The organism is Micromonospora sp. NPDC053740, assembly GCF_040677775.1.
GTDB classification, from domain to species: domain Bacteria; phylum Actinomycetota; class Actinomycetes; order Mycobacteriales; family Micromonosporaceae; genus Micromonospora; species Micromonospora alfalfae.
In genome coordinates this window covers 512057-523859 of sequence record NZ_JBFASO010000001.1, presented here as the reverse complement: position 1 = coordinate 523859, position 11803 = coordinate 512057, and the positions used below count along the sequence as shown (strand labels likewise).

12 protein-coding genes are annotated in these 11803 nt (G+C 67.0%); 5 read left to right on the top strand and 7 right to left on the bottom strand.

Annotation, left to right across the window (positions count from 1 at the left end; translation table 11 throughout):
• Positions 1-59: 59 nt before the first annotated feature.
• Positions 60-350: a hypothetical protein gene (locus AB0K35_RS02330; protein WP_363883172.1), complete on the bottom strand. Its 291-nt coding sequence runs from the start codon at positions 348-350 to the stop codon at positions 60-62.
• A gap of 468 nt (positions 351-818) precedes the next feature.
• Here AB0K35_RS02330 and AB0K35_RS02325 point away from each other — a divergent pair, with 468 nt between their 5' ends.
• A complete protein-coding gene (locus tag AB0K35_RS02325; protein WP_238667772.1) occupies positions 819-1949 on the top strand; it encodes a helix-turn-helix domain-containing protein in 1131 nt (376 codons plus the stop codon).
• 297 nt (positions 1950-2246) lie between these two features.
• Here AB0K35_RS02325 and AB0K35_RS02320 read toward each other — a convergent pair whose 3' ends face one another.
• From AB0K35_RS02320 to AB0K35_RS02300, 5 genes are read right to left on the bottom strand one after another with little or no spacing between them, the layout of a single operon-like run.
• Positions 2247-2987 (bottom strand): MBL fold metallo-hydrolase, encoded by a 741-nt coding sequence (locus AB0K35_RS02320; protein ID WP_274525437.1) that lies wholly within the window; start codon positions 2985-2987, stop codon positions 2247-2249.
• A complete protein-coding gene (locus tag AB0K35_RS02315) occupies positions 2980-4011 on the bottom strand; it encodes a hypothetical protein (RefSeq protein WP_363883169.1) in 1032 nt (343 codons plus the stop codon). Before AB0K35_RS02315 ends, AB0K35_RS02320 begins: the two co-directional genes overlap by 8 nt.
• Before the next feature lie 4 nt (positions 4012-4015).
• Positions 4016-4768: a hypothetical protein gene (locus AB0K35_RS02310; protein WP_238667769.1), complete on the bottom strand. Its 753-nt coding sequence runs from the start codon at positions 4766-4768 to the stop codon at positions 4016-4018.
• Positions 4765-5052, bottom strand: a complete 288-nt coding sequence (locus tag AB0K35_RS02305) for an acyl carrier protein (protein ID WP_238667768.1) — start codon at positions 5050-5052, stop codon at positions 4765-4767. Before AB0K35_RS02305 ends, AB0K35_RS02310 begins: the two co-directional genes overlap by 4 nt.
• Positions 5053-5112: 60 nt before the next feature.
• Positions 5113-6210, bottom strand: a complete 1098-nt coding sequence (locus tag AB0K35_RS02300; protein WP_238667767.1) for a DUF3419 family protein — start codon at positions 6208-6210, stop codon at positions 5113-5115.
• A gap of 575 nt (positions 6211-6785) precedes the next feature.
• On the opposite strand from AB0K35_RS02300, the gene AB0K35_RS02295 reads away from it, so the two are divergent.
• The 4 genes from AB0K35_RS02295 to AB0K35_RS02280 all read left to right on the top strand — a co-directional run bounded on the left by AB0K35_RS02295 (position 6786) and on the right by AB0K35_RS02280 (position 10675).
• Positions 6786-8042 (top strand): MFS transporter, encoded by a 1257-nt coding sequence (locus AB0K35_RS02295; protein ID WP_363883164.1) that lies wholly within the window; start codon positions 6786-6788, stop codon positions 8040-8042.
• 90 nt (positions 8043-8132) lie between these two features.
• Positions 8133-9224, top strand: a complete 1092-nt coding sequence (locus tag AB0K35_RS02290) for a hypothetical protein (RefSeq protein WP_363883161.1) — start codon at positions 8133-8135, stop codon at positions 9222-9224.
• On the top strand, positions 9221-9355 hold the full coding sequence (locus AB0K35_RS02285) for a hypothetical protein (RefSeq protein ID WP_363883158.1): 135 nt from the start codon (positions 9221-9223) through the stop codon (positions 9353-9355). The genes AB0K35_RS02290 and AB0K35_RS02285 overlap by 4 nt, the downstream gene beginning before the upstream one ends.
• 60 nt (positions 9356-9415) lie before the next feature.
• Complete coding sequence (locus AB0K35_RS02280) at positions 9416-10675, top strand: hypothetical protein (protein WP_363883155.1); 1260 nt, start codon at positions 9416-9418, stop codon at positions 10673-10675.
• Between the two features lie 194 nt (positions 10676-10869).
• On the opposite strand, the gene AB0K35_RS02275 is transcribed toward AB0K35_RS02280, so the two are convergent.
• The gene (locus tag AB0K35_RS02275; RefSeq protein ID WP_363883757.1) at positions 10870-11682 is read right to left on the bottom strand and encodes an S-methyl-5'-thioadenosine phosphorylase; all 813 of its coding nucleotides are present in this window, start codon (positions 11680-11682) and stop codon (positions 10870-10872) included.
• Positions 11683-11803: the final 121 nt, after the last annotated feature.

Sequence of the window (11803 nt, the reverse complement as noted above, 5' to 3'; positions counted from 1 at the left end):
GGCCTGGTGCGTTCGGCGAGTCTTGAGCGTGGACCGAACCGGCCCGTGCGCGGCTGGTGTCACTGGCACGACCCCCAACGCGCGAGGCTGCGCTCATGTCCGGTCCGGGCCGTAGGCGGGCTACTGACCGCTTCGCTGTCCGGGTGTCGCCGGCGCGGCGTGGAGCGGCGGTAGAGCAGCACGTCGCGGGCGTAGCGGCGCAGCAGGTACATGCCGGCCAACACGGCGGCGACGACGATCATCAGCAGCGCGTCGATGACACCGCGGGTCGCTAGCAGTGTCACGGCAAGCGCAAGGACAGCCGCGATGGTGGCGACCGCTAACGCCCGTTGGGACTTGCGCAGCAGCATGACGTCCTTCTCCTTCCGGTCGAATCCGCACCGGTGCCACGACCTGCTGTGGCCTGCTCTCTGACGTGCCGGGGGCCTCATCGATGCCGTACGCGCCGGCTCGCGGACGCGGACGATCCGCGGTCCGGCTCCCATCGTCGCCTCGCTCGGCCTGGTCTCGGCAGGGCTACCGTGCACAGACACGGCGGATCTAGACTGCCGACCGTCGGCAACAATGCTGATGGAGGTCATGGGCGTCGCCGGGCAGCGTCGACGTGCCGGCGAGCAGATTCAGCGCCGGTGGGATTGCGGTTGTCTCGGCTCGGCACCGCTGCGGGGTGCCGTGGCAGTGGCGGTTCGGAAGGCGAGGCGGAGATGACCGACAGCAAACGGCGGGGCGGTGGGCGCCGGACTGCGAGGGCAGGACCGGAGGATGCGTGGCTGGTCGATGTCGCCGAAGGGGCCAGCCGTGATGCCGGCGGGGTTCCGGTGGACTTGCTCGGCGACTACCTGCCGCTGCTCGCCGACGCGGCCATGCACGGACGCCGAGCCAAGCGTGGCGAGCTGGACGCAATCGCCCTGCTGGGCCGGCGCGCCGCCGAGCAGGGCATCTCCGCAGGACGAGTGGTTCAGCTGTATCTGTCCGCCGCGCGGCGGCTGTGGCAGGACCTGCCGATGGTGGTGCGCTCCCGCGACCGGGAGGCGGTCCGCGCTGCCGCGACCGCCGTCCTGCAAGTCGTCGACGACGCGGTCGCGACGCTCGCCGAAGGCTACGCGGTGGCACGCCGCGACCTGGTGCGCCGGGAGGAGACCCTGCGCCGTGAGCTGATCGACGACCTGCTGCGCGGCGACTCCGACCTCGGCACCCTGGTCGAGCGCGCCGAACCGTTCGGTCTCGACCTCGCCCGGGTCCACCAGGTGGCGTTGGCCGCACCGAGCCGGCGGCTACCGGACACTGACGCGGCGATCAGCGCCCTGGAGGCGGTCATCTTCGACCGACTCGGCGACCGTGACGTCCTGGTCGCGACCAAGGATGGCCTGCTCGTCGTGCTGGCACCGGCCGATGCCGGAGCAGCCGGCCGGGTGCCGCCCGCGCTGCACGCGAGCAATGAACTCGGCCGGCTCATGCACGGCGAGCTGAGCCGGCTACCCCGCGGACGGCCCTGGCGTGTCGCCGTCGGCCGCGCCCACCCCGGCCTGTACGGCATCGCCCGCTCCTACGAGGAGGCTCGCGAGGCGCTCACCATGGCGGGTCGGCTGCACGCGGGCGCCCCGGTTATCAACGCCCACGACCTGCTCATCTACCGAGTGCTGCTACGCGACCAACCCGCCATCGTCGACTTGGTACAAGCTATACTCACCCCACTCATGCAGGCTCGCGGCGGCGCCGGACCGCTGCTCGACACCCTGGACGCCTACTTCGCCACCGGTGCGGTCGCCACCGAGTCGGCGAAACGGCTGCACGTGTCGGTCCGCACCGTCACTTACCGCCTGGAGCGGGTCAAGACACTGACCGGCTACGACCCGGCCGACGCCGCCCACCGTTTCACCCTGCAGGCGGCGGTACTCGGCGCCAAGGTCCTCAACTGGCCGCAGGAACCCCTGCCCATTCCCGCCTGACTCCCGGATCGCCAAGGCCTCGTCGGGCAAGGTGCGCGCCACGAACAGCTCCTACTGGTCCGCGTCGATGGCGATTTGCTCGCCCGGGCGCCTGGAGCTGCGGAGGACGCGCCTGCTGCCCCTGTCGATCACGACTTCCACTCACTTTGGGCCGGAGCCGATGCCGCTTCCGGCACCGCCAACCTCCACAACATCATCCTCGCCGGCTGACCATCGGCCCGGTCCAGGGCAACGCCTTCACCCAGTTACGAGACGTCCCTTAGGAGCTCTGGGGCGCATGATGGTGGATGTCCCGTGTCAAGCATTGGGGAACACACCATCACCCCAAGTCAACCCATGAATATCAGGGAGTGTCGTTGACGTCTTGGCCAGGAGCCGATCGTGAGATGTCGCCACCGTCCGCCTATCGGCGAACTCGACAAACTCCTTTCGGCTGGACAGGTGGAAATAGACATTCAGTCGCCGAAGCTCTGCGAAGGTCAGCCCGGGTCCGCGTCGGTACCGATGTCCAGAATAGAGCCGGGCGTCCTCGGAGATTTCGTGATCCAACCGCCGCACGCTGTCGTAGAGGTCTGAGGCAGAGCCTCCCTCGAAGTGCGTGAAACCTATGCCTTCAGGAAACAGCGTGTCGCCAGCAAAGAGGGCATCGCCTACAAGGAAGCAACACGACCCCACCGTGTGGCCGGGTGTCTCCATCACACCTACCTCGATGGAGCCAGCCTTCAACGTCTCGCCGTCCCGGCAGTGCACCATTCCCGGTTCGTCGAAGCCGTAGTAGGCGGCTTCGACACCCGAGAGGTACACAGGAGCTGGCAGGAGGCTTACCAGTTCGGCAACTCCGTTGACGTGATCCGAATGCGCGTGCGTCAGCACTACCGCCTGCAGGCTCCAGCCTTCAAGGTGAATTCTTCGGGCGATGCCCTCGCTGTCCCATGCAGGATCCACGACCACGGCATGGCGTGTCTCAGGGTCCCCGATCACATACTGGAAGTTCGGAAAATGTGCTGGTCCGGCGGTACCGACCAGAATTCTATGCATCACCGACGCTTCTCTCAGCTGGAGCGCCCGCACGCGAGTTCGTCGTCCGTTCCAGTGCCTGCCATGGCAGATGCCGGAACGTCGCCGGCCGCGGTTCGGCTGCGGCGACGGGCGCGTACTCGGAAGCGTCCAGGGCGAGGAGCCCCCCCAGGTAGGCCTGCGCCTCCAGCATCGCCAGGCGGTCCCCAGGGCAGCGATGCGCTCCCGCCCCGAAGACGTAGCTCTGAGCCTTGCGGCGATCGTCCGTCTCACCAATGCCCAACTGCAGGCTCGCACTGGCCAAATCCACTTCGATCAAGGCGCCTCGCGGTATCTGGCCGACCGTGTCGATGAACACATCTCGGGAGGCATAGCGTGTCGTCAGGCCCAACGGGGCGTCCTGCGTCAACAGGCGCATGACGACACTCGCGGAACCCGCACTGCGCACGGCGTCCGTTACGGCATCCGCGTCGTTCCACCACGCGGAGGTCAGGACCTCCAGGGCGACCACGGTAGTCTCCGCGCCGGCCACCAGGAAGAGGGCCAGCTCTGCCGACCGGGCCTCGTTCGACAGGTCCGAGAACCACGGCACCGTCACGTCTCGGACGAGGCGTTGGATGTAGTCCTTCGCCTGCGCCACAGAGTCGTCGGTCTCAGGAAGCCCGCCGAGGATCCGCAGCACCGGCTTGAGGCTCTCGTAGTGCTCGATGGGGTCGACCTCAGGGAGGTCCAAGAGGTCCAGGACGATGCGGTTGGGGATGTAGACGCAGCCCTGCAATAAATCGTTGCTGACGCGCGCACGAGCGAATCCGTCAGCGACGGCGGAGTCAACCATCTCCTGGACCGTGACGCTGCCGGCCCACTGCTTCCCGAAGCCGGCCCACCACCCGCGCTTCCTCTTGAGGTGCTCGCTTCCCTCCAGATCCAGTGTGGACGCTCCGAAGACCCGGCGTGACACCCGGAACGGGTGATCGACCCGGAACTTCTCCTCGCGAAGCAACCGGCCGACGTCTGCCGGGTCGCCCAGCCTGAGACGTTCCTCCATGGGCTTATCCGCTCGTTTTCCGGCCGTCACCGGCTGGGGACTGGACATCCGCCCGTGCCGCCGTGCTCTTCGCGACGAGCCGGTCGTACCCGAGGCCGAAGCAGGCGCTGTACAGGGGCTGCCCGTCGTTCGAGCGCAGGTTGCAGCTTCGAGCGAACGCCCCGAGGTGCAGGTTGACCGACGCCACGGCGAGGCCGTCGACGACGAACTCGGACTTCAGGTTCTCGGACTCCTGGAACTTCAGGTGCAGGTCCTTGGGGTCGAAGAACGGGTCGCTCGCCTTCTTCACGACCGCGTCCACCCAGAACTCCTCGGCGAGTGACGACGGCACGTCACGAACGATGTGCCCGATCCACTCGTGCACCAGGCCCAGGTCCGTCGAGAGGAAGATGAACTCTCGCATGAGGAACGAGGACTGGCGTTCGCCCGGACGGTAGGTCTCCTCGTTCCGGAAGCAGAGATTCTTGTGTGTGAACAAGGAAGGACTGGAAAGCTGGCGATCTCTCAGATGGTCGAACACCGCGTAGCAGGTAGTCGGTGCCAGGAGAAACTCGGAGTCCGAGCCCATCGCGCCCGAGACCACCAGTGCATGCTGGGGAAAGCTGCGCACGTAGTGTGTTGCCAGGACGGAGCTCCTGGGGAGCAGCGGGGAGAGTTTGAGCTCCTCGGCACCCGAGAAAGAGGGGATTCCGATGAGCATCCTGTCGATCTGGGCCTCGACGTCACTCAAGCCCAGTTGCGCGCCGACCGGACTCATCGGGCAACTGGGGTCGTATGCGAACCGTAGACGGCAGCGATTGTCCGGGCAGTGCGGATGCTGTCGAGCATCAGGTCCTCCAGCGGGACGTGCGCGCCGGTCTCCTTCTCCAGGAACACGATCAGCTCCATTATCGACAGGCTATCGACGATGCCCGCCTGGATCAGGTCCGTGTCCGCGCCGAGCTCAGTTCCCATCGTCGGGCGCTGAGTCTCTGTCGAAGTATTGAGGTCGCGCAGGAACTCCAGCACCGCTCCGAGAAAATCGTCATTGCTTCCAGTCATGCCGGGCTTTACCCTTCGTCCATTTGGAAGTTGCCAACCGTGCGGTCTGCCTCGCGCCACTCATCGGGTGCCGCCAGCTCCTCGCACGAGCTCGCCGACGGTGACCTCGCGATAGAGCATCGAGCGCTCCTGCTCTGTCAGCTCTTTCGACAGCTCCTGACGGATCTCGAGGTGGTCACCGAACACCGGTGCCAGCTGCCCCTCGCCATACATACTCCGGTGCAGGACGATTGCTCCGTCGGCTGACGAAGCCTTTCGAGCCTTGCCCGCGAGGGCCTCGTGCTGCGAGGGGCTGCCCCAGTCGAAGATGTTGGACAGGTAGAAGGCGTCCACGTCCGTCACGGTGTCGAGGCACTGGTCGACCGTGCTGTTGACCAGTCGCATCTTGTCGATGTTGCGGCGTGCGGTCGTGTATCCGTCGTCGGAGAGATAGGCGGGTGTGCCGTCGACCCGGTCGTGGAGGTAGCGACCGGTGAGCAGCTGATGTAAGAAGTAATTGTTGGCGACTGGCTTGCCCACGATGGCGTCCTTGATTTGCGCCGCGTAGAACTCGCCGAACTTGGACTCAGGGCTACGTGCGGACCACAGCGGTGGGTAGAAGTGCGACTGGGTCCAACGGCTGAACAACACCCGCACGGCGGTGTCCCAGCGGTCGTTGTCGAGGTGCTCGGCGAAGAAGGCACGCTGCTCGTCCATGGTCGAGCACGCGAAGAGGAGGTCGACGTTCTCGGCGCCGAGGATGAGCTGCGTCAGGTTGTCGCCGACCAGCCTGTAGAGGCGATCCGTCACGCCACAGCCGTTGATCCCCGACGCGATGCGCGCCTGGTGGCTCCGCCAATACGCGCGGGCTCCGTCGGGCAGGGCTTCTTCCAACTCGCGGAAGGTGCCGAGGCGGTTCACGGCAGGCCGCTCGCCAACGAAGGCGAGGTAGTCCTCCCGTTCGAGAGCGATCAGGGCGGCCTTCTTGAGCTCGATGAGCGCGCACTGGGCCGGGTTCGCGTCCACGACGACGAGGCTCTCCAGCTCGTCGTCCAGCAGCGAGAATGCCGTGCAGCCGCCCGAGCCGATGGTGAGGACCCTCCGGGCCCCGTAGCTGGCCTGTAGTCGACGTTCGATGCGTGAGTCCTCACGGATCTGTGCGAAATAGATCTCGCTCATCGACGCCACCCGATCGGACGTCTCGGATCCTGAAATCGGAATCGCAACTTGATCAGACCCCCGAAGTGAGAACAAGAAAATGGATCATCGCATTGTGACTGCAGGCGGTCAACCCCTCTATTTTGGAGTCTGGCTCCTCGCACGTGAGCTTCGATCGTCCGCGGCGAGGGGGTCTGCGTGTGGCGGCCGGCTGACTCGATGGCCGACGCGGACAGCCCTGCGCGCAGGATTCTGAGGCGCTCCGGGGTGGACTCGAGGAACGGCAGGGCGGACGAGCGCCGACTCGATGACGCCCAGCTCCACGAGGGGGTCGATGCTGTGAGCCGCGGAGCTGGATCCGGCGCCGGCAGTGATCGTCACGCGGCCCGCCGCCGCCTCGACCGAGATGCGGATGACCGCGATGCTCCGTCGTGGTCCAGGGTCGCGGCCTCTTCTTCGGATCCTGCCCCTCGACCTGGGTGAGACGGCTGCCGATATCCCATGGCACGCGCCACCGGTTACTTTGTCCGCATGAAGCACTCCACGTCGAGCCGGTGCGGCGACCTCCAACATGATCACGCGCTGCGGGGTCGACTATGCACCGTGAATACCGCGGGGTCGACTTTGCGCCGCCGTGGGTTAATGCGCGCGTGAACAAGGAATCCAGCACGGGGGTGCAGGCATACAGGGCCCTGCTCGGCGAGCGGGACATGCGCCGGTTGGCCGTCGCGGCCCTGGTAGCGCGCCTGACCATGAGCATGTGGTCGGTCGTGCTGTTCCTGCTCGTGGCCGACCGACGCGACGAGTCGTCGGCCGCCCTGGCGTTGGCCGCCTATACGGTGGGCCAGGCACTCACGGCCCCCGCACGGGGCCGATGGATCGACCGCCGGGGCGTGCAACCCGTGCTCCTCGTCACCACCAGCCTGTACATCCTGATGGTGGCCGTCCTGGTCGCCGTCATCGAGGGTTCGTCGATGCTGGTGATTGCAGGAGTCGCCGTGCTGAGCGGCGCTTTCATGCCGCCGGTCGCTGCCACGATCCGTGGACTCTGGATCGCCCTCACCCTCCCGGGAAAGGGCCGGCACACAGCGATGGCCCTCGACGCTGTCCTGCTCGAGGTGGCCTTCGTCGTCGGCCCCGCGGCAGCGGGCCTGCTGGCGACGTGGACGGATCCGGCCGTCGCGGTCCTGCCCGTCATCGCCCTGCTGGTCCTGTCCGCGGTCTTGGTGATCCGGTCGGAACCGGCCGAGCAGGTGCTTGCCTCCCGGAGCAAGGGCGGATGGGGGCCGGTTGCCTCTTCGCCGTTCAGGACGACCCTGCTACTCGCGCTGGTCCCGTCCCTGGTCAGTGCCGCCGTCGAGGTGCTGTTGCTGACGATCAGCCACTCCGGCGGCTACGAGTGGGCGGGAGGACTGCTGCTGGCCGGAATGGCCGTGGGTAGCCTCGTCGGAGGACTTGTCTTCGGCGCGTACGGCAGTGGACGTACTCCGCAGAGCTGGTTGCCGATCATGCTGCTGCTGACGGCCGGCGGCATCGTGATGCTGCTCCTGGGTCAGGCCGCGCCATGGAGCTTCATCGTCGTCGCTCCCCTGGTCGGCGCCACCACGGCACCCTGCCTGGCCACGGTCTTCTCGCTCTCGGCGGCGACCACCCCCCCGGGGCAGCGGACCGAGGCGCAGTCCTGGGTCAACACGAGCCTCGCGCTGGGCTTCGCCATGGGTGCACTCGTCGTTGCCCCCTTCGCCGATCAGGTCGATGTCGCCGTGGTGCTTCTCGTCGTGATCGCTGCGGTCGGCGCGCTGGCCGCCCGGCTCGTGGGCCCCTCGCTTGCCAGGCACGCGGGGCCGGAGTAGCACGGAGATCACCGTTATACTGGTCGATGTCAGACGACGCGCCGTGACGACGTCGATGCATGTGTCTGCGACAGACGAAAGCCGGAGGGAATGATCAGCTCCACTGTCCCCTCAGCCTGGCCCCAACCAGAAAGCTTCTACTCCTCGCCGAACTGGCTGCGCTTCGTCGACTCCGACGGCATCGGTCGTCCCGCCTACCTGACGAAGGACGGTGCCGGGCTCGTCGCCCACCATGCGCCGGACGAAGGTCATCCGGACTATCGCTTCGAGACCCTGCTCGACAGCGAGGACGACAGTGCGCGGCTGCTGCTCGGTGGACGCCGGGGATTCTGCTCCCCGGTGATCGGGACTCGCCGGTCGCCCGCAGCGCTGGCGGAGCTCATGGGCGCGGCCCTCGAGGCGTTCCCCGAGGTACACGGCGCCTGGTGGTGGCCATACCTGCCGTCGAAGGACGTGCCACACGTCGTGGCGGCCGCGCGTTCGCTCACCGGCGAGACCCCCGGGGTGCACCTCGTCGACGCCGACTGCACCGTGCAGCAAATTCCTGCGGATGGGCCCTTCGAGTCGAAGCTGACGAAGTCGCAGCATCGACACTGGCGCCGCGAGTGGCAGCGCTTCGTCAAGAGCGGCCTCGAGCTCCGGCAGGTGTCGATCGACGAGATTGTCGCATGCGGGGCTCCGCTGCTGCAGCAGGTCGAGCTCAAGTACGGCAACGAGCACGAGGAGGAGAACCTGCGGGCAACCCTCGGCCGCCAGGCCCGCATCCTCCGCGAGGAGGCCGTGGCGCACGCCGTCTTCGACGGCTCGCGCATGACCGGGTACTCGCTCGGCTACCGGTCGGGCCAGCAACTCGCGCTTCGTTCGATCGGCCTGAACTACGGGGAGCTGCGCAACGCCGCGGAGTACGCGGTGCTCCTAGTGCACGGGCCCGTACGGTTCGCCCAGGAGAACGGCATCGAGTCCCTGCACCTCGGCACCCGCAGCTACGAGGCTAAATGTCGGCGAGGCGCGCGGGTCCGCGGCCTGTGGGCGGTGGCACCTGGAACCACGACGTCGAAGAAGAAGATCGAGGAGCTCGCCGGGTCGGTCCTGGCCCAGCTTCCCGCCACGGATGCTGCGGCGTTCCGCTCGGAGATCGACGCGGTCCTGGCCTCACTCCTCGCCGAGAGTGGTCAGGCGTGACACTCCCTGTGTCAACCTCGGGCAGCGAGGAATTGGTCTTCTCCGGCTTGGAGGAGGCGTACCGCGTTGCCGTGCCGGGCCGGGTTGTCGACGAGGCCTCGAAGGGCGACCGCCACAAGCCCATCTGCTGATCCTCGCCGAGTTCCGACAGGACGTTACTTCCAAGATCTGATCGAAAGGATGGTGCCGTAGTGACCGCCCACGCCGTGGTCCTGACCACCGTGCGCCGCGCCTTCCCGTTCCGTCTGCTCGACGCCGCATCCGTCGACCACGTGACCATCGTGGCGGAGGCGGGCCATCCCCACCACTTCCCCGACGGCGGCGGCGCGTCCCGTCTACCTACCATGCAGGTCATCGAGGTCGACGACATCCGCGACACGACCCAGGTGCTCGTCGCCGTCCGTCGGGTGGCCGCGTCACGTCCTGTGGATCGCATCATCTCGCCGGTCGAGTTCGGTGTACCGACCGCTGGCTTCCTGCGGTCCTCGCTCGGGATCCCCGGAGATTCGTACGACGTCGCACTCGCCTTCTCCGACAAGTTCCTCATGAAGCGACGCCTCATCGAGGCAGGCCTGAAGACAGCTCAGGTCCAGCGGGTTTTCGAACCGACCGACGTCCCGAAGGCGGGCGACAGCCTGGGATGGCCGGTCGTCGTCAAGCCGACGTTCGGCGCCCTCTGCATGGACGTGACCCGGATCGACGGGCCGGAGGCAGCGAGGGCCTGGGCGACCGGGCCGACCGGAGCGCGTCTGCGCGCCGAGGAGATGCCGGTGGCCGTGGAGCAGTACGTGGCGATGGACCGGGAGTTCCACGTCGACGCCGTTCTTCACGAGGGTAAGGTGCTGTTCGCCGCCGTGTCGATCTACTTCGATCCGCTGCTCGGCCGGATCGACGACTTCGACGGATCGTGGATCGTCCCCCCCGACCACCCTGACCATGACGAGGCGCTGGAGGTCGCCAGCCGGGCCACGATCGAGTTGGGGCTTCGCGACGGGGTCGCCCACGTGGAGCTCTACCGGTCCCGCGACGGCTTCCGGGTCGGCGAAGCGGCGTGCCGGCCCGCGGGCGGCGGCATCGTCGAAGCCATCAGTCACCAGCACGGAGTCGATCTGTGGGAGGCATTCTGGTCCCTGGGGCTCGGGTACACGCCGGCGCTGGACGTCACGTCGACCGACGGCATTGTCGTCAACGTGAATCTTCCGATCCGTCCGGGCCGGATCGTCGAGATGTCCTCTGAGGAGGAGATCCGCGCGGCGATCCCTGGACTGATCGACATGCGGATGACCATGAGCGTCGGCGACGTGGTCACGTCGGACCTCAACTCGTCGTCGACGCCAGGGGTCGTCTTTTTCCGCGCCCGCGACGAGGCAGAGATCGCTCCCACGATGGAGGCGCTTCGGCGTGCCTTCCGGCTAGAGGTCGAGCCTACGGATGGGTCAACGATCGTGTGAAAAGCAGCGGTAAGGCTGTCCAGAGGCCCTGCCGTGGGCAGGTGCCGCAGCGTCGCCGGTCCCTCCGGCTCCGGCATGCCGATCGCCTCCGTCAGGTGCGCCTGAGGGTCGAAGTCGAGGATGAATACCCGGTCCCCGGCCTCGTCATGGTCACCGCCCCGAAGGTGCGCGAGATGAGGTGTATCAGGACCGTGTCAGCTGGGCACGGCATCCCGGGCGACTACGATGCCGTCGAGGCTTTCCCGGCACGGGCAGGTTCGATCGGCAGGCAGGTCGGCCAAGGCATTCAGAACAATCGACCGGAGGCGGTCGGTGTTCTTCGCGAAGACGTCGAACACCTCCCTCTGATTCACGGCGGAAGCGCTGTCCAGACCGGCGTCGAGGTCAGTGACCAGCGCCACCGCCGTGTAGCACATCGCGAGTTCGCGAGCCAGAACTGCTTCCGGGAGGCCGGTCATGTTGACCACGGACCAGCCCTGAGCCGCGTACCACTGTGACTCGGCCCGGGTCGAAAATCGGGGTCCCTCGACGACGACCATGGTGCCTTCATCCGTCACGGGCATCCCCTCGCGACGCGATGCCGCGATGACTACCTCACGCCCCTGCGAGCAGTACGGGTCGGCGAACGGTACATGTGCCGCGCCGGAGTCGTAGAAGGTCTGCTGGCGGCCGCTGGTGCGGTCGACGAGTTGGTCCGGGACCACGAGGCTTCCCGGCCCGAGTTCGGGTCGCAGTGAGCCGACGGCGCACGGGGCGATGATCTGGCGGACGCCGATCGAGTGCAGTGCCCAGAGGTTGGCGCGATAGTTGATCCGGTGCGGCGGGTAACGGTGGTCGCGGCCGTGCCGGGGGAGGAACGCCACATCGCGGTCGCCGACGCGACCAACAAGGACGGCGTCCGACGGTTCGCCGTACGGGGTGCTGACATGCACTTCGCGGGCTTCGTCCAGCAGCGAATAGAAGCCGCTTCCGCCGATGACGGCCAACGACGCTTGTAGCGCTGACATGATCTCTCTCCTCATGCATGGAATTTCGTGAGTCGATGGATTACCTCGTCGGTGTCCGGGAAGCCCTGCCGAAGGTTCACCGAACCGGAGGCCTGGGCGAACTCGGTCATCCCGCTGAAGA